Consider the following 17,380-nt stretch of genomic DNA (forward strand, 5'->3'; position numbering starts at 1 on the left):
CGGCAGGAGTTCAATCAGCTCGTTCTCAGAAGTTGTGATCTTCACAGCAACCGGATACAGTAAACCCGGCAGGATTCTCGTTATTGCCTGAACTTCTATCCTGTCCTTTTTATTTGGTGATAATGGTTGAGTCTGCTTGAGTGCTGGCGTAGGGTAATTTCTGGAGTTTTTTCAGGTAGGTGGTTTGTCAGTTCTTCGAGGTTCAGCTTTTTCTCCCTAGTTGTGGAGGGTTGAGTAGTGAATGTTTGCTCCGAAGAATTTTCTGCCGTAGTGCTGGGCGTCTCTGAGGGGTAGGTTGTAGTATTGTTTAAAGAGGAGTATTGCCAGTATTGTTTTTACTGGTAAATTTGTAGGATTTTTGGCAGGTTCTTCAGCTTTCCTTCTGATTCGAAGTCTGCTAAAACGTCAAAGAATTGCGAATGCCACGCTTTCAGGGTCTTTGAGTCTGTGATCCCATCTGGGGATCACGACAACCACCTGAAAGAATTCAGCAAAAACCCTAATAAAGGTTACTATAAACACGCCCAACACAACCGTAAAGTTTATAAACCCTATGCCAAGACCTAATATCGGTACGGCGGTCATAGCGGCGGGGTCACACCCGGACTCGTTTCGACCCCGGAAGTTAAGCCCGCCAGCGATCCCGGGTGTACTGCCCTCCGAGAGGGGGCGGGAAACCGGGGACGCCGCCGGCCACTCAACAAACTTTTCTGTGAGCTCTTAAGAACGAATGAAAACAAAAAGGAAATACATTGTTGCGTTTTGTTTGAAAGTTCTGACCTCCCACACCCTGAATGGCGAGGCCTTCGGAAGAAAAATATAAAAACTAAAAAGAGATGTTATTCTTCTCTTTCACAAAGCTCGAGGAGAACTCCACCAACGCTCTTCGGGTGTACGAAAGCTATCTTCGCACCACCAGCACCTATTCTGGGCTTTTCATCAATAAGCCTGAACCCCTTTTCTTTGAGCTTCTCCAGGTGCTCCTCAATGTTGTCAACACCGAGGGCAATGTGGTGTATTCCTTCGCCCCTCTTTTCAATAAACTTAGCTATTGGAGAATCTTCTGAGGTTGCCTCCAAAAGCTCGATCCTTGTCTCACCGGCGTGGAAAATAGCTGTCCTAACTTTTTGATCCGGAACTTCTTCAATCTCCTCGACCTTTAACCCGAGGTTTTCCCAAATCTTAATAGCCTCCTCAAGGTTTTTAACAGCAATCCCAATGTGGTCAACTTTCTTTATCACACTTTCACCCCCAGGGCTTTTTCCAAAACAAGATCAGCAGCAGAGTAAGGATCAATCTCTCTGTTGGCGATCTTCTCTATGAGCTGGGATATTTCGTTATCTCCCATCATCTCTCCAATTTTCCTTGCGATGGTGCTCGAAACGATTGCTTTAATCTCCTCCTCAATTCTGAACTTCCTCTTCTTCTCGATTTCACCGCGCTCAAACAGAAATGCTCTATGCTTGTTAATTGCTTCCCAAAGCTGGTCAATCCCTTTATTGGTAAAGGCAATGGTGGAAACTATCGGTGGCCTCCACCCTCTTTTTTCCCACTTCTCCTTTTCCAGGTCCAGCATCAGCTCAAGTTCGAACATTGTAGCCTCCGCGCCTTCTTTATCGGCTTTGTTAACAACGAAGATGTCAGCTATCTCCATAAGCCCCGCCTTTATGGCTTGAATGTCATCTCCTAAGCCTGGAACGGTGACCAAAACCACGGTATCGGCGGTTTTTACAATATCAACCTCAATCTGCCCCACACCAACGGTTTCTACAAAGATAACGTCACACCCGTAGGCATCAAGAACCTTTATAGCATCGTTTGTTGCCTTCGCCAGCCCTCCGAGAGAGCCCCTCGTTGCCATGCTCCTTATAAATACGCCTGGATCTGTGGAATGTCTCTGCATTCTTATTCTATCTCCAAGAAGAGCTCCTCCCGTGAACGGAGATGTGGGGTCTATGGCTATAACCCCCACTATTTTCCCTTCTTCCCTGGCTTTTTTTATGAGCTTGTCAACTAGAGTCGACTTTCCAGAGCCAGGGGGGCCTGTTATTCCAACGATATAGGCGTTTCCGGTGTATGGATACACCTTCTTGACTATTTCCCTTGCTTTTTCTTCATCGTTTTCTACTAAAGTTATCAGCCTTGCAGTTGCCCTCTTATCTCCTTTAAGCATTCTCTCAATTAGCTCATCGATCATATCTATCACTTGGATTAATTATCCAAAAAAGAATAATATAAACCTTAGCTTTCTCCCCTGAACTTCTTGAGCTTTGGAATGTTCTCGTCGATGAATTTAATAATCTCCTCAATTGGGCTTCCAGGGCCAAAAACCCTTGCAACACCCATTTTCTCAAGCTCTTGAGCATCATCGGGCGGTATTATGCCTCCAGCAAGAACAAGGATGTCTTCATTTGGCTTTATGCCCTTCTCTTCCAGAAGTCTGAGAATCTTTGGTATGAGAACCATGTGTGCTCCGGAGAGAATGCTCAACCCGAGAACGTCTATATCCTCCTGAATGACAGTTTCCACGATCTGCTCGGGCGTTTGTCTTATTCCAGTATAGATGACCTCAAAACCGGCATCTCTAAGGGCTCTCGCTATAACCTTTGCTCCTCTATCATGGCCGTCCAGTCCTGGCTTTGCTATTAGAACCCTAACTTTTGAGCGCTCGACCATATTCACCACCAACTTTCATTAGAGTGAAATAGTATTTAAACGTTGTCAAACCTAAAGGTTGAGGTTTACATTGGATATTTTATCCAAAAAGTGCAAGGCTTTTAAATTTTTAAGCGGATGAGATACGGGAGCTAAGATGATGGACCTTCACACCCATACAAGGTTTTCTGATGGAATCGGTTACATAAGGGATAATATTGCCGAGGCTGAGAGGAAGGGACTAAAGATTGTTGGAATCAGCGATCACGTGCATTTCTTTACCCCTCACTTGCTCAACTCCTACATCTCCCTTATAGAGCAGGCCAAAAAAGAAAGCGAGATAACTGTTCTGACAGGAATAGAAGCGAATATTCTCCCAGACGGAGTCGATATAAACGACGACTTTAGAAAAAAGCTTGACTATGTAATAGCCTCCGTTCACCTGTACTTTGAGCCGGGAGGGCATGATGAATACCTCAAACTCATAAAGCTCGCCATTCAGGATGAAAACATCGATATAATAGGACACTTTGGAAACGTCTTTCCCTATGTAGGCTATCCTTCGATTGAAGAGTATAAAGAGATAGTCGAGCTGGCAGAAGAGCATGGGAAGGCTTTTGAGATAAGCTCCCGCTACAGAGTTCCGGATTTGGATTTCATAAAGCTGTGCATCAGAAAAGGAGTAAAGCTAACCTTCGCGAGCGATGCCCACAGGCCGAAAGACGTTGGAAGCATAAGCTGGAGTTTAAAAGCATTTAAAAAAGCCGGGGGCAAAAAGGAAGATTTGCTCTTTTCGGAGCTCTTATAGTAGCTTAAATCCAAGGTTTCTAAGCTCAAGGATTATCTTCATCGGGAAGCCGACAACATTGTAGTAGTCACCCTTTATCCATTCCACCAGAATTCCTCCTTTCCCTTGGATTCCATAGGCACCTGCCTTGTCAAGGGGTTCGCCTGTAGAGACGTACCATTCTATCTCTTCCTCGCTGAGCTCCCGGAACTTGACCTCCGTGACAACATAACCCGTAATCTCCCTCCCCTCATGGACAATGCAGTATCCGGTGATTACTTTGTGTATTCTTCCGCTTAAAGCTCTGAGCATTTCCTTTGCTTCTTCCTCATTTTTTGGCTTTCCGAGGATTTTTTCATCTAAGACGACTATTGTATCCGCGCCTACAACTGTGCCCCCGTATCGAGAATACACATCACGGGCTTTTTTCCTTGCCACTTCCATAGCGTGTTCTGCGGGGTCTGAAGCTTTGGAGTCCTCACTAACGTTGCTCGGGATGACATCAAAGGCACCAAAGAACTTCGCAAGTATCTCCCTTCTCCTTGGACTTTGGGACGCTAAGATCAGCCTCATCAAAAGGCACTTAAAGGATGAAAATATAAAAATTTCGGGCGATGAAGACAATTTCGCTAGCTGAGTAATGATGAGTACCCTCGCAACTGAGCCAAAAAGAGATTAAAGGGAAGCCCAGAGCTCTATACCTGCATCCAACACTCTCTTAAGCTCTTTTCCTATTGGAGTGTTTTTGTTAACTTTCACCATTCCCTTCCTCGAAGGCGTGGCGGTGAATATGTACTGTTCCCCTGCAAAGAACTTCAGTGGCTTTTTGGCAAAATCTGGTGAAACTCTTAGGACTATTTGCTTTTTCTTCTCTTCTGCCTCGACGGGAATTTTTTCCTTGGGTATTTCAGCGAGTTTTTCGTCAAAGCTCCTTACATCGATGCTTATGCCGAGCCTTTTCTCTATTTCGCTTATTCTCTTGCCCTTTTTCCCTATTATTGCCGGGATGTCAAACTCATCCGCGTATATTACAGCCTTGTGCGGGCTTGCAAGCTCAACTTCCGCGTAAACGTCCGGCAGGAACTTCTTGATCTCCTGTTTAAGCTTTTCCTCAGCAAGCTTCAGTGCCGGAGGCTTCCCTTCCTTCTTTACCGGAACGACGCTTATCTCTTCTCCATAGGTGTAGATTTCGTATTCAAGCTCACCCGTCATGAAGTCCCTGACCTCAATAACCGGCCTCGCCAGGTCCTCTTCAGTCATTCCACTTGGCACCTTGACCTTATACTCCAGAGTCAGAACTTTATCAACATTCCCCGCTTTTATGAATATCACTGTATCAACTATTTGTGGAATCATTCCAAGCTCCACTCTTCCAATGAACCTCTGAATGGCATCTATGGGCTTTGTAGCGTGCACAACGCCTATCATTCCAACTCCCGCAAGCCTTAGATCAGCATAGATCTTGAAGTCACTCGTCTTTCTCATCTCGTCGAATATGGTGTAATCAGGTCTTACAAGCAATAGAACATCTCCAGTTTTCTCCATTCTTCCCCCAAGTGCTGTATACTGGGTTATCTCTTCACTAACCTGAAGGTCTCTGGGTTTTTCCATCGTCTTGACTATCTTACCCATGGAGGCATAGTACTCAGCTAAAGCTTGAGCGAAGGTGGAATTGTGGACTATCACAGGGAGTATACCAGCAATGAAGTTGTGATTGGGCACAGTTATGTCATAAACGTCGAATTCTCCTATCATGGTTTCAACAGAGGCAACCTTGTCCCATAGAATATTGGAATCAAGCATGAGCAGCATGTGTGCAAGATGTTCTTCAACAAGCTCTGCTTTATGATAATACTCCGAGACTACTTCTTCGATTAGCCTTAGCATGCGATCCACATTAAGCTCTGCACCATTCAGAAAGAGGCTTATCATTGACTGAGAAACCGTACTCTGAGAATTCTGACCAAGGAGCGCAAAAAGAGATTTCATGAGTTCTCTGATTTCTTTTACTGCCTTATTCCACAACTCTGACTCCCTAGCCAAAAGCCCTGTTTCATATGCAAACGCTGAAAGCAACTTAGCTACTGTTGACATCATGGGCTTTCTCTTACCCTCCAGCCAAAGTTTAGGAGCAACATGATCTATATGGTTTCTTCTGTAAAATTCGATATTAACGTTTTTATCAATAAATTCCACGAGTTCTCTCCATTTTGAGATATACTTTGAGTACTCGACTAGTTTCTTGACGGTTGGTTCGAGGGCAAGGTATTCTCTGTAAACACTCAAGAAGTTTTGATACACTTTTGAAAGTCTTTCACGAGAGTAAGTAGTTTTAGTAGCCCCCTTAACTCTATATCCCGTTAGAACACCAAGAGATTTCACAAGTTCTCCAGCAGGAATAGTATCAATATTTGGATTTGAATTTTTTGTTAGATGTTTTTCAAAGCCTTTAACCTTGAACCTCGGCTTTACAACCTCGTAGAACTTTCTTATCGATCTAGAGTCCTTTAGAACAACTTTATAGTAGACCTTGCCATTTATTGTTTTTTCTTTGAAGAGTGCCTGGATACCTAATCTAAGGAGAAGATATTGTAATCCAGCGGCGAATTCTTCACTAGCAGTTGAAATTTCCAGTTCTTTCCCAATGTAACCATCACCTTCAAATACCCCCCTAATAAAAGCTGCTATTCTTTTCTCGTCCGATTTCATAACAATTTCAGGTACTCTTAATGAAGATGCTTTGTTCCGCTCTGGATATCCAAAAGCACGCAGTATTTTTTCTATTGTCTTCGAATTCCGAAGTCTTAGTCTTCCTGGAGCAACAAAGTAAAACTCCTCGCTCTTAACCCCAAATATGTTTGAAACCAGATTTTTGAAGTGTTCAATAAGTTTCTCATCGAAGTTATTAAACTCGAAGACACTCCCTGATCCCTCAGCCCACATAAGGCCTAGAAACTCAAAGAACTCTTCGCTAAGAGTAAGATGCGCAGGCACATCTCTAGACTTTCTGTGATTTCTGCCCTTGTAAAACACTGTCACTGTGTCTTCAGGATTGGCCTTCACAAGTGGAACAATGTTACCATCTTTGGTTGTTGCAAAGAATCCTTCTTTTACTAACTCTCCGATCCAAATACTTTCTGGCAGGTTGCCCTTAATTGGTAGCCTTCTAGGAACCGCTATTGGATCACCTTTTTTTAGAGAGCCTGCATCCATCCACATAACGAAGCCGTTTTTTATCGTGAGAACTGGGTGGTTGGGGGTGAGAATTATTTTTCTTCCAGTAGCTGTTTTTAGCTTTATCAAGGCAGTTTCATTTCTCTTATAAACTCTGAGGATGGGTTGGACTTCTACCTTCTCGTGTGAAAAAGTAACAACTTTCATTCCGGGTTTAACATCTTTAATCTGAACAAACGAACCATCTCCAAGAAGAATGGGGGTTTCTGGGGGTAAGCACTTCCCCTCTCCAGGCGCACCAGCTATAAGTATTCCCTCGGCTTTGTCAGTTAAACGTTCTAAGAGCTTCTCTGGGAGGTCATAATCGTCTATGCTCAATTTGGTTATCGGCCTTACAGCTGTAATCTCTATTCTATCGGCAAACGGAGGCTTTGCTATTACTATACGATAGTTTCTCAGCTGAACAACAGTAGCTCCTGGTTCATCAAGCTCTATAAACGACTCTGGATCTCTCTTAGCCCTCTCCACTATGTCATCTGCTATCTCTTCAAGTTCTTCATCCGTGAGTTCTTCATCCCTTATCGGAACAAGCCTCCATTGACCGGGCTTTCCTTTCTTTGCTAGGGGCTTTACACCAGCCTTAAGGTGAACGCTCATCGTATGCTCATCAAAAAAGTCTTCAAGTCTGTGTCTGACCTCTTTTTTGCTCTCCAGATAGATTACTTCTATACCCTTGGCTATGGCAATGTCTCTCTGCACTTGGTCGCCGGTTATTAGGATTGCATTGAGTTCTCTGGCAACTTCTCTTATCATGTGGTCAATTTCTCCTGCCTTTGCCCTTCTAATCTGCCATAGATCGGGTCTCTCTCCATAGAATTCCAAAAGGATTTTATCTTCTTCCGCAAGCTTTCTGAGTTTTTTCAGCTCTTCCAGTCCAGTGTGCCCTATGGCTTTGCCTTCGTTTGCCTGGTGTTCAATCTCGGCAATAACAGCCTCTGGAATAATGATCTTAACTTTTTCTTTAAGCGTGTTAAGGTACTGAGTGAGCCTTCCATCAACTATAACACTCGTATCCGCAACAAACACTTTCATTTTTCTCACCTTCCTCTTGGCTTGTCTCTCCATTTATAACCTTTTGGTAAAAGTTCATAAAGGTTTAGGGAGAGTATAATTGGGAGTAAATATGGGGAGATTAATATCAATAGCCTCTGGAAAAGGTGGAGTTGGAAAAACACCCACTACTGCAAACCTGGCGATTGCCTTAGGAATGCTAGGGAAAAAAGTGTGTGCGGTTGATGCAGATTTGACTATGGCAAACTTAAGCCTGCACTTTGGGCTTGACGATGCCAGAAAGACTATCCACGATGTACTAATTGAAGGGGAAGACATAAGAAAAGCAGTACACACCACGAAGTACGAATTTGTATATGTAGTTCCTGCTGCGGTAGATTGGGAGCGCGTTGCCAAAGCAGATCCTAGGAATTTACCTGAAGTGATACCAAAGCTAAAGAAAGATTTTGATTACATCCTTATAGACTGTCCAGCTGGACTGCAAATAGATGCCATGAGTGCCATGTTAAGCGGAGAGGAAATTCTCTTGGTGACCAATCCAGAAATAGCAAGCATCAGCGATACAATGAAAGTGGGGATAGTCCTGAGAAAGGCCGGGCGAGGAGTATTGGGGTTTGTACTCAACAGATACGGAGGGCATAAAACAGATATACCTCCCGAAGCTGCCGAGGAAGTTATGGAGTTTCCGCTTTTGGCTGTTATCCCAGAAGACCCAAAAGTGAGAGAAGCAACATTGGAAGGAATGCCGGTGGTGGCATATGATCCAGACTCAAAAGCCTCAAAAGCATTTTTTGAACTTGCGGAGAAGCTTATAGGAATGGAAACAGATTATCAATGGTGATCATGGTGATAATAGTATTTGTTGGAACCGCTGGAAGCGGCAAAACAACTTTAACGGGAGAATTTGGAAAGTTTTTGGATGAAAATGAAAAGAGAGTAGCATATGTCAACCTGGATACTGGAGTTAGGGTTCTTCCATACACTCCCACTGTGGACGTTAGGGAACACATAACCGTAGAGGAGCTTATGAAAAAGGGATACGGACCAAATGGAGCTATTGTAGAGAGCTACGACTTTTTAATGGATTATCTCGACGAATACATTGAAAAAATACTAAAGCTGGAAAAAGAATATGAATACGTCCTTATAGACACTCCGGGCCAGATGGAAACGTTCCTCTTCCATGATTTTGGAGTTAAGCTGATGGAAAACCTTCCAAATCCCCTCGTCGTGTACTTATTTGACCCCACAATATTAAGAAAGGCCCACGATTACTGCTTTGTCAGGTTTTTTGCTCTTTTAATAGACCTTAGGCTTGGCGCAACGACCATACCTGCCCTTAACAAAATAGACCTCATTAGGGATTTGGAAAAGACAAAAAGATACCTCGAAGACGTGGAATATCTATCAAGTCGTTTAAAGCTTGACACTTCAATGCAGGGGCTTTTGGCATACAAGCTGTGTAAATTTTTGCCCGAAGTCTCACCCCCCGTTAGAGTGGTTTACCTCTCAGCAAAAACGAGAAGTGGGTTTGATGACCTTGAGACGCTGGCCTATGAACACTACTGTACCTGTGGGGACTTAACATGAGTTCAATAGAGAACGATGATAATAGAACTTCCATTCAATAAAATTTTCTCAAAATGAACCCTTTTTTAGAGAGAAACTGAGAAGGTTTTTATTAGCGAACAAATAAGCTACTCTGGTGAGAAAAGTGTGCCTTATAGCGGGAGGAATAGGAAAACATCTAAAACCCAAACTTATAGCAATGATAAATTCTGGAAAACATAGGGGCAGCGATTCCTTTGGCGTATGGACTGATGGAGGAGTATTAAAGAGCGAAGATTTCTCCGAAATTACTAAAGTTCCAGACGGTAGTATAGGGCTTCTCCAGTGTCGTCTGGCCATGACAGGTTCAAAAAGATTCACCCAACCGTTTTTCAACGATTTTGCCCTAGTTCACAACGGTGAGATATACAATCACAGACAGATAAAGGAGTTTCTGGAAAGAAGAGGGGTTGGATTTGAGAGCGACGTTGATACGGAAGTAATCCTACGTCTGCTGGAGTTTCAAGTTGAAAATGGCAGTTCAATACCAGAAAGCGTGAGAACCCTAATGAGGACCCTAAATGGGGATTATGCTGTTGCATTCTCCGATAAGAAAAACATCTACCTCTTCAGGGACCCTGTGGGAATTAGGCCTCTTTACTATTCCCTTAACGGTTTCTTTGCTTCGGAAAAGAAAGTTCTCTGGAGCATAGGGGAAAGAGCAATCCCGGTAAATCCTGGAGAGCTCGTTAAAATATCAAAGAATGGCATTGAACGGATTCAGCTCCTTACCCTCTCAGAGCTAAAAGGAGAACCTTTTTCCTATGAAAGAGCAAAGCTGAGCATAAAGAAAAGCCTGGAATATGCCGTAAGGCTTAGAAGTGCAAAAAAGGTAGGGGTATTATTCTCCGGAGGGCTGGACAGCTCTTTGATAGCGCTTCTCGCTTCAAAATACTCCGACGTTGTCCTTTACACCGCGGGAGCTGAGGGAAGCCAAGATTTGGAGTGGGCAAGAAAAGTTAGTGAGAAACTTGGCCTGAGGCTTAGGGAGTACGTGTTTGACCTCGATGACGTAAGGAGCTCCCTCGAAAAAGTGATGTTTGCCATAGAAGAACCCAACCCCATGAACCTCGCGATAGGAATTCCCCTCTACTTCGCAACAAAGCTGGCCAGAGAGGACAATACCAAGGTTCTTTTAAGCGGTCAGGGGGCCGATGAACTCTTTGGAGGATATGCGAAGTACCTTACGAACCCTTCACTGATGGAAAAGGACATCGTCGAGATAGCAGAAAAGAACCTTGCCAGAGATGACAAAATTGCCATGCTGAACAGTGTCGAAGGAAGGTTTCCCTTCTTAGACCTCAATGTCGTCAGAAGCGGGCTGAGAACGCCCTTGGAGTATAAAATCAACAACGGGATAAGAAAGGCCATCCTAAGAGAGGTAGCCCTTGAGATAGGCCTTCCTGAAGAGGTAGCATACAGGGAAAAGAAGGCCTGTCAATACGGAAGCAATGCACAAAAGATTCTCGAAAAGATAGCAAAGAAAGAGGGCCTGAGGTTATCTCAATTTGCCGAAAAAGTCTTTTATGAGGTTTTTGAACATACATAAACGGTTTTAAACTTTTTTTAACCCTCGCAAAGTCAAAAAGAGTTTTCGTAGCATTTGAATAAACAAACAAAGACAGAACAAAACGATTTCATGAAAAAAGCTTAAATAGGAGTTTTTCACTATAATAAAGTGAGGTGATAAGCCATGGTGGCGAAAAAAGTGTTTGCATTGTTGTTTGGTGCATTGCTCTTAGCAAGCATAATACCATTATCAGAAGCTCAGGTTTCCTCAATAGTTATCCTAGTAAGTGACAATGAAGCGGATTCAGCACTTGCAGAAGAGCTCGCAGAGCTACTGAACGCAACAGTAGTCATTACGACATGGGGAGTATATAACCCAAATGTCACAGCAGAGATCATGGAGAAGACTCCGGATAAGGTCATAATCATAGGTGGTCCCGATGCCGTGCCAAAAGACTACGAAACAGAACTAGACGAGCTTGGAATCTCATACGTTAGATGGTATGGCAATACTAGGTATGAGACCAACTTAGATGTACTTAGAAAGGCTATCCAAGAATATCCCGAACTTTTTGATAACGTTAAAGTAGTAATTGCCCACGGAAGGGATATAGGAGCAATAAAACAAGCCAGAAACATAGAAGGGAAGAAGTTCATCCTGTATGTTGACAACAACATAACAAACACAACTGAAGTAATTGGCGTCTTGCTCAAAACTAGAAACGTAATAATACTCAAGAGCCAATTAATGAACAGAACAGCCGAACAAATAAGAGAGCGCATTAGAGAGAGAGTCAGAGATGGAAACATAACAGAAGAAAACGTTACCATAACCCCAGAAATGGCATGGGAAGCAATACAGTTGGCTATCAACAGAACTGAAACAGCAAAAGAAATGCTCGATAATCTCCCAATTCCAGCCGCTAAAATACAGATTGAACTTGCAGAGGAGAAGATACAAATTGCAAACGAGAGCTACAGCCAAGGAAACTATGAAAAAGCATATGGACAGGCAATTGCTGCAAAGGCTCACGCAGAGACAGTAATTAGGCTTGCCGGCAAGGAGTGGCAGAAGTTTATTCATGCGAGTCCCAAATTCCAACTTAACAGGGAAGTACAAAGGCTCGAAATTAAATTAAGGGTTCTCGAAAAAGCTGGAATCGATGTAACTCAAATAAAAGGGAAGCTAGAAGCTGCAAAAGCTGCAATTCAAGCGGGAGACTACGACACTGCCAGAGAGCTCATCGAAGATGCTAAGAACATGCTAAGGGAAGCCTTTATGCAGGGAAGGGGCAAAATAAAGGAGAAGTATTTGCCGGTAAATCCACCACGTGGAAAAGGTAAAGGCAGACCATAGAAAGGCTTTTTACTTCTCTTTTACATTTTTCATTCATGAGAATATTGGTAGTAGGACACTATCCTCCTCACAGAGGCGGGGTTGCAAATCACACTGACAACTTAGTTAGGGAGCTTAGAAAGCGACATGATGTTTATGTTCTTACTTATGGCTCCATAACACCCAGAGAGTTTGAGAAGGAGAGAGTTTATCAGGTTAAAGTGCCCCCGGTCTTCGGTTTGAGGGGAACTTTATTCGCCCTTTTAGGTTTCTTAAAGATAGTAAAGCTCCACAAAAAATTGAATTTTGATGTCATTCATGCCCACTACATTGGAACAACCAGCTTTGCCGGAGTTCTCGCAAAAAGGAAGCTGAAACTGCCATTAGTTGCGACAGCCCACGGGAGTGATCTTGACTTTATGTCAAAACTTCCACTCGGGAGGTATTTTGTCAGAGAAAGCCTAGCAAAGAGTGATGGCATAATCGCTGTAAGCCATTACTTGAAAAAGAGAGCCCTATCGCTCGGGGCAAAAAGGGTAAGAGTAATTCCAAACGGGATAAGGCCGCTAAAAGCGAAAAAAGCCGTAAAGAAGTACATAACATTCATCGGAGCGCTAACATCCTATAAAGATCCAAAGACGTTTATACGTCTTGCGGAGTACTTCCCCCATGAAGAGTTTCTTGTTGTTGGGGATGGTCCGTTGAGGGAAGAGCTAAAACGCATTGCACCACCTAACGTTAAGTTTCTCGGTTATAGAGATGATATCGACAACATACTCGCAGAGAGCAAAATGCTAATAGTCCCCTCTTTGAGGGAGGGATTTGGGCTTGTAGTTGTTGAAGCCAATTCCCTTGGTGTGCCTGTAGTCGGAAGGGCTGTTGGAGGAATAAAAGAACTTATACGGGACGGAAAAAATGGGTATCTCTTTAAAGACTTTGACGAGCTTGTTGAAAAAGTAGCGCTTTTACTCGACAATAAAAAAGCTTTAAAAATGGGCAGAATCGGAAGAAGAATCAGCGAAAAATACAAGTGGGAGAAAGTTGCCGAGAGAGTTGAAGAGGTTTATAAGGAAGTTTTAGGTGAGGAACATGACTGTAGTAATAAACATGCGAGAGGGCCTTGACTGGAAAAAAATCAAGATAGGTGCGAGGTTTATTAGAGAAGGGAAGCTTGTTGCGTTTCCTACGGAGACTGTCTATGGGTTAGGTGCGGATGCGCTGAATGAAAATGCCGTCAAAAGAATCTTCAAGGCAAAAGGCAGACCCCCTGACAACCCTCTGATAATCCACATAGCCGAGTTCGAGCAAGTTTATGAACTCGCAAGTGAAGTTCCAGAGAAGGCTAAAATACTTGCAGAAAAGTTCTGGCCAGGGCCGTTGACAATAGTGCTCCCCAAGGGGGACAAAGTTCCATATGCAACTACAGGCGGGTTAGAGACTGTGGCGATAAGAATGCCCGCCAACGAGATTGCGCTTGGACTGATAAAGGCAAGCGAAAGACCAATTGCTGCACCCTCCGCCAACATAAGCGGAAAGCCGAGCCCCACCTTGGCAGAGCACGTTGTCGATGACTTTTATGGTAAGATAGAGTGCATAATAGACGGCGGCGAGACAAAAGTAGGAGTTGAGTCAACGGTAATAGACTTAACCACAGACCCTCCAATGCTCCTAAGACCCGGCGGATTGCCCCTTGAGGAGATCGAAGCGGTAATTGGAAAAGTGGAAATCCATCCAGCCGTAAAAGGGAAACCCGTAAACCTTGCAAAAGCTCCCGGGATGAAGTACAAACACTACGCCCCAGATGCTCAGGTTATAGTCATCGAAGGAGAGCGTGAGAGGGTTAAAGAAAAAATCAATGAGCTCATCAAGATGTATAAAGCCCAAGGTATGCGGGTCGGTGTAATGGCCACCGGGGACTTCTACAAGGCAGATGCATATTTCAACATGGGCGAGAGCGAGGAAGAGATAGCAAGGAATCTGTTTAAAGCCCTCAGAGAACTCGACAAGTCCGGAGTAGATGTAATATTGGCCGAGGGGATTGAAGAAAAGGGACTGGGGCTTGCAGTTATGAACAGGCTTAGGAAGGCGGCGGGATATAGAGTGATAAAAGTCTAATTTTTTCGAAATTTTTTGAATTTTAGTGTGCTCTGTTGTTCATCAGAGAAAGCGTTAAATACATCGAGGTAAAATAAACATTCGTTAAAACCAAGTGGGGTGGCCCTTTTGATAGCGGGTATAATAAGGTCTAGTCCGGATGAGCTTGAGCTAGCTGGAAAAAGCATGATAACCCGGGGAAACCTGAAAGCCGGTATACAACTTCTTATAAAATCCGCAAGAGAGTATGAAAAACAAAAGAGAATTTTAGACGCTGCCCGGATTTATAGATACATTGGAGATATCATCATTAGTACCAACCCCCAGGCACTAAACGATGCCAGACCTTTTCTCCTTAAGAGCGCATATTATTACCTGGATATTCTGGAAGAAGCCGTTGAAATTGAAGAGCCCGATTTAGAACTTCTCGACGAATTCTGCTCCAACATTCTCAGAATATTTGAGATTCTTGGTGAAAAAGATAAATTCGAGAAATATGCAACGGAATTTGCCGCAATGTATAAGTCCATGGGCAACACCCAAATGAAAAAGAAAAAAATCCAGAAAGCAATTGAAGCATATGAAGCAGCATATAGGTATTACAAGATAATTCATGATCCACATGGCATTGAGGACATGGCAAACATCTTGATTGACTTCTATGGGAAAGGGGCGGAAATATTTGTGACCAAAAAAGAATACCAAAAAGCAGGGGACACTTTTTTCAAGCTCGCATTTATTGTTAAGGACGTTTTTGGCTATGACGACCACTTCATGGAGCTTATGGAGAATGCAGGAAGGAACTATGAGAAAGCAGGTAGAGAATGGTACGCTGATGGAAATCTTTATCACACCGCAAAAACTTTCCTAAGTGCTGAATACTCCTATATGCTGGCAGGAGACTCTCAAAGAACGAAAATTATAGGCCTAAATACTGCAAAGATGCTCTACCAGCTCTCAGGAGAATACAGGAAAGAGGGCTTTACGGAGGAGCTCGGGGAGACTCTACTAATGCTGGCACAATCACTATTCCCTCTTGATAAGCTTCTAGATGGCCTCAAAACTTATAAAGACCTCATCTTAGAGGTAGAGGTAACTTTGGAACACAGATACAGAATAAGAAAGGCCCTCCTTCTCTATCTAGCCGCCAAAGAAAGAAGCAGAAACTATCTGGAATTTGTTGAGCACATGGAATTCTATACAAAGAGAGGAGCCTACGCACAGGCAGTAGAACTGGCAGAACTCATCTTCGAGACAAAATACCCAGAGATTAAAAAAGGATTACAAAAGGTGGAAGGGCTCAGCCCGGAATAACTTTCCTTCTATAACCCCTCCGTCTAGCATCTCTTAAGAAAAATATCTCCTCAACAAGCTCCTTCTCCTTGAGAATCTTTAGGGCATATCGAACAGTTCTTTCAGAAAGGTTTGTTTTTCGTGCAAGCTCTTTAGACGACACCGGCTTGTCTCCTAAGGCATTAAGCACTTGAAGCGCTGATTTTGGCAAAGCAAAGTAAATCCCCCCTCATCACAACCACCAAAAAGAAAAAATAAGGGGAGTTTATAAGAGTTTTGATAGAGGCAATTCAAGATTGCTGCTTTATGGTTACCCTTGGGAGAGGGATTGGATATGGGATCCTCATTTCTTTGGAGACTATCATTATTAGAGGAGTTATTTCATTAGTCAAAAAGTTCACCAACTCTGCAAACATTTCTGGGGGTATCTTTTTCTCTTTTTCCCAGCCCTCAAGTATCTCGTCTGTCTGTTCTTTTTTGGGGGGTAGATAAAACACCGCTCCTTTTATCAGTGCCCTCGCAATTTCGGGATTGTATCCTATCTGATAGGTGAACAGCACTTCAACACCATTCACTTTCCCAGAGGGAGTTCTTACTTCCCCCAATCTGACTTCCTCAATCTTTGGGGAGAGGTTTACTTCAACGTTACCAATTATTCCCCCTTGCTTTTCGACTTCAATTTTCGTTATGTTAACACCTATAACAGGCATTTTTCCACCTCCACATAAAGATGAATAGTCTGCCTATTAAAGATTACTTTTTTCTTGAAAGCCTCGCCCTTTAGGGTGGGGATGCAAAATCTGAAAACCTTCTTGCGGGGGGTAGGGGTAACGGGGGGAAGACCCTCCCCGAGGGGTCGAAGACCCGCTTTAGCCTGGGCCTGAATGAGACCCCTCAAACTTCCCCATCATTAGTGAGGGACTAAGATAAACTCTCGCCAATTATGGGAGGAGGTCAGCGATTGAGTTTAAAAAGAACGGCGATAAAATCCTACCATGCCAAGAGAAAAAGTTGCTCGTATATGGGACGAGAGGGAAATTGTGTATTCCCCCAAGCGATGGAGAATCTTAAAAGAGAAACGTGAAAAAGCCCTGAAAATAATGGAAAGGCTGGCCCAATTTGAGCCCCATGTTTATGGGAGTGTAGCGAGAGGAGACGTCAGGAAGGACAGCGACATTGACATTGTTATTCCATATAAAGTTCCCAGCTTTTTAATTGAGCTGAGCTTGGAGGGAATCCCAATTCAAAGGCGAAGGATCGTTATGGCCACTCCCTGGCACTTAATAAAAGGACACATCGAAATCGACGAAGAAACTACAGTAACGTTTCCGCTTATAGACCCCAACGATAGAGAGCTCGAATTTTACAGATGGGGCGGGATGGTTGACATCTGGGGACTAAAAACAAACCTCCGGGTGCCGGGAGTTAACAAAAAGTTGATACTGATAATCCCAACTGAAAAAGGCCATATAGAGAGAGAAGTTATTGGGAGAGAGAGCGAGGTTGCAAAGATTCTCGGAGTGAGTATAGATACAGTGCAGGAAAGGGTGAAAGTTCTAACAAGAAGAGATTCTATCGGGAGAACTGGCATTTATCTTAACGAAGAAGTCCCTGACTGGATGAGCTTTGAGGAAGCCCTAAAAATGATAGCCGATAGGGATCCAAACGTTAGGAAAAGGGTGAGAGAGAGCGGGGGTATTTAAAAGCATTAAGGCGAAAAATTTATAAAGCGTCTGCAATTGATTATCTACCGGGCTTGTGCGGTGGTAGTCTAGCCTGGCCCAGGACAGCGGCCTGCCACGCCGCGGGCCCGGGTTCAAATCCCGGCCACCGCACCACAATTTGTTCTTAAA

Annotated in this window: 16 protein-coding genes, 1 tRNA gene and 1 rRNA gene; 11 read left to right on the forward strand and 7 right to left on the reverse strand. The window is 43.6% G+C overall.

Annotated features, from left to right (window positions below; genetic code table 11):
• Positions 1-573: 573 nt before the first annotated feature.
• A 5S ribosomal RNA gene (rrf, locus tag THEPK_RS00250) occupies positions 574-695 on the forward strand.
• A 144-nt stretch (positions 696-839) separates the two neighbouring features.
• Here the strand turns inward: rrf and mce are convergent.
• From mce to THEPK_RS00265, 3 genes are read right to left on the reverse strand one after another with little or no spacing between them, the layout of a single operon-like run.
• Positions 840-1,241, reverse strand: a complete 402-nt coding sequence (gene mce / locus THEPK_RS00255; protein ID WP_042696863.1) for a methylmalonyl-CoA epimerase — start codon at positions 1,239-1,241, stop codon at positions 840-842.
• Positions 1,238-2,197: a methylmalonyl Co-A mutase-associated GTPase MeaB gene (gene meaB / locus THEPK_RS00260; RefSeq protein WP_042696866.1), complete on the reverse strand. Its 960-nt coding sequence runs from the start codon at positions 2,195-2,197 to the stop codon at positions 1,238-1,240. The genes mce and meaB overlap by 4 nt, the downstream gene beginning before the upstream one ends.
• Positions 2,198-2,241: 44 nt before the next feature.
• Positions 2,242-2,676 (reverse strand): cobalamin B12-binding domain-containing protein, encoded by a 435-nt coding sequence (locus THEPK_RS00265; RefSeq protein WP_042696868.1) that lies wholly within the window; start codon positions 2,674-2,676, stop codon positions 2,242-2,244.
• A 139-nt stretch (positions 2,677-2,815) separates the two neighbouring features.
• On the opposite strand from THEPK_RS00265, the gene THEPK_RS00270 reads away from it, so the two are divergent.
• Complete coding sequence (locus tag THEPK_RS00270; RefSeq protein ID WP_198011268.1) at positions 2,816-3,463, forward strand: PHP domain-containing protein; 648 nt, start codon at positions 2,816-2,818, stop codon at positions 3,461-3,463.
• Here the strand turns inward: THEPK_RS00270 and THEPK_RS00275 are convergent.
• Both THEPK_RS00275 and THEPK_RS00280 read right to left on the reverse strand, forming a co-directional pair.
• Positions 3,458-4,015 carry a Maf-like protein gene (locus tag THEPK_RS00275; RefSeq protein ID WP_042696872.1) on the reverse strand — a complete coding sequence of 186 codons (558 nt, stop codon included), beginning with the start codon at positions 4,013-4,015 and terminating at the stop codon, positions 3,458-3,460. The genes THEPK_RS00270 and THEPK_RS00275 overlap by 6 nt on opposite strands.
• A gap of 102 nt (positions 4,016-4,117) precedes the next feature.
• Entirely contained in the window at positions 4,118-7,708 is a 3,591-nt protein-coding gene (locus THEPK_RS00280) for an LAGLIDADG family homing endonuclease (RefSeq protein WP_042696875.1), read from the reverse strand.
• Between the two features lie 91 nt (positions 7,709-7,799).
• Between THEPK_RS00280 and minD the strand changes: the two genes are divergently transcribed.
• The 7 genes from minD (at position 7,800) to THEPK_RS00315 (ending at position 15,548) form a co-directional block, all read left to right on the forward strand.
• Complete coding sequence (gene minD, locus THEPK_RS00285; RefSeq protein WP_042697299.1) at positions 7,800-8,528, forward strand: cell division ATPase MinD; 729 nt, start codon at positions 7,800-7,802, stop codon at positions 8,526-8,528.
• Positions 8,529-8,533: 5 nt separating this feature from the next.
• On the forward strand, positions 8,534-9,277 hold the full coding sequence (locus THEPK_RS00290) for an ATP/GTP-binding protein (protein ID WP_042697302.1): 744 nt from the start codon (positions 8,534-8,536) through the stop codon (positions 9,275-9,277).
• Positions 9,278-9,401: 124 nt separating this feature from the next.
• Entirely contained in the window at positions 9,402-10,844 is a 1,443-nt protein-coding gene (gene asnB / locus THEPK_RS00295) for an asparagine synthase (glutamine-hydrolyzing) (protein ID WP_042696878.1), read from the forward strand.
• 144 nt (positions 10,845-10,988) lie between these two features.
• The gene (locus THEPK_RS00300) at positions 10,989-12,161 is read left to right on the forward strand and encodes a cell wall-binding repeat-containing protein (RefSeq protein ID WP_042696880.1); all 1,173 of its coding nucleotides are present in this window, start codon (positions 10,989-10,991) and stop codon (positions 12,159-12,161) included.
• A gap of 35 nt (positions 12,162-12,196) precedes the next feature.
• Complete coding sequence (locus THEPK_RS00305; RefSeq protein ID WP_042696882.1) at positions 12,197-13,264, forward strand: glycosyltransferase family 4 protein; 1,068 nt, start codon at positions 12,197-12,199, stop codon at positions 13,262-13,264.
• Positions 13,230-14,255 (forward strand): L-threonylcarbamoyladenylate synthase, encoded by a 1,026-nt coding sequence (locus THEPK_RS00310; RefSeq protein WP_042696884.1) that lies wholly within the window; start codon positions 13,230-13,232, stop codon positions 14,253-14,255. The genes THEPK_RS00305 and THEPK_RS00310 overlap by 35 nt, the downstream gene beginning before the upstream one ends.
• A 99-nt stretch (positions 14,256-14,354) precedes the next feature.
• Positions 14,355-15,548, forward strand: coding sequence for a hypothetical protein (locus THEPK_RS00315; protein WP_232194494.1), 1,194 nt, complete (start codon positions 14,355-14,357; stop codon positions 15,546-15,548).
• Here THEPK_RS00315 and THEPK_RS00320 read toward each other — a convergent pair.
• Complete coding sequence (locus tag THEPK_RS00320) at positions 15,535-15,738, reverse strand: winged helix-turn-helix domain-containing protein (protein WP_042696888.1); 204 nt, start codon at positions 15,736-15,738, stop codon at positions 15,535-15,537. The two genes, THEPK_RS00315 and THEPK_RS00320, sit on opposite strands and share 14 nt — an antisense overlap.
• A 79-nt stretch (positions 15,739-15,817) precedes the next feature.
• Complete coding sequence (locus THEPK_RS00325) at positions 15,818-16,237, reverse strand: hypothetical protein (protein ID WP_042696891.1); 420 nt, start codon at positions 16,235-16,237, stop codon at positions 15,818-15,820.
• A 285-nt stretch (positions 16,238-16,522) separates the two neighbouring features.
• On the opposite strand from THEPK_RS00325, the gene THEPK_RS00335 reads away from it, so the two are divergent.
• Entirely contained in the window at positions 16,523-17,230 is a 708-nt protein-coding gene (locus tag THEPK_RS00335; protein ID WP_042696896.1) for a nucleotidyltransferase domain-containing protein, read from the forward strand.
• Positions 17,231-17,287: 57 nt separating this feature from the next.
• A tRNA-Gly gene (locus THEPK_RS00340) sits at positions 17,288-17,365 on the forward strand.
• Positions 17,366-17,380: the final 15 nt, after the last annotated feature.

The organism is Thermococcus sp. PK (genome assembly GCF_000430485.1).
Lineage (GTDB): Archaea > Methanobacteriota_B > Thermococci > Thermococcales > Thermococcaceae > Thermococcus_A > Thermococcus_A bergensis.

What these genes read in the sequence shown, in the direction of transcription:
- THEPK_RS00270 (WP_198011268.1), top strand. Translation starts at nt 2,816, where the DNA reads ATGGACCTTCACACCCATACAAGGTTTTCTGATGGAATCGGTTACATA.
- THEPK_RS00325 (WP_042696891.1), bottom strand. Translation starts at nt 16,237, where the DNA reads ATGCCTGTTATAGGTGTTAACATAACGAAAATTGAAGTCGAAAAGCAA.
- minD (WP_042697299.1), top strand. Translation starts at nt 7,800, where the DNA reads ATGGGGAGATTAATATCAATAGCCTCTGGAAAAGGTGGAGTTGGAAAA.
- THEPK_RS00280 (WP_042696875.1), bottom strand. Translation starts at nt 7,708, where the DNA reads ATGAAAGTGTTTGTTGCGGATACGAGTGTTATAGTTGATGGAAGGCTC.
- meaB (WP_042696866.1), bottom strand. Translation starts at nt 2,197, where the DNA reads ATGATCGATGAGCTAATTGAGAGAATGCTTAAAGGAGATAAGAGGGCA.
- THEPK_RS00275 (WP_042696872.1), bottom strand. Translation starts at nt 4,015, where the DNA reads ATGAGGCTGATCTTAGCGTCCCAAAGTCCAAGGAGAAGGGAGATACTT.
- THEPK_RS00300 (WP_042696880.1), top strand. Translation starts at nt 10,989, where the DNA reads ATGGTGGCGAAAAAAGTGTTTGCATTGTTGTTTGGTGCATTGCTCTTA.
- THEPK_RS00335 (WP_042696896.1), top strand. Translation starts at nt 16,523, where the DNA reads ATGCCAAGAGAAAAAGTTGCTCGTATATGGGACGAGAGGGAAATTGTG.
- THEPK_RS00305 (WP_042696882.1), top strand. Translation starts at nt 12,197, where the DNA reads ATGAGAATATTGGTAGTAGGACACTATCCTCCTCACAGAGGCGGGGTT.
- THEPK_RS00310 (WP_042696884.1), top strand. Translation starts at nt 13,230, where the DNA reads ATGACTGTAGTAATAAACATGCGAGAGGGCCTTGACTGGAAAAAAATC.
- THEPK_RS00265 (WP_042696868.1), bottom strand. Translation starts at nt 2,676, where the DNA reads ATGGTCGAGCGCTCAAAAGTTAGGGTTCTAATAGCAAAGCCAGGACTG.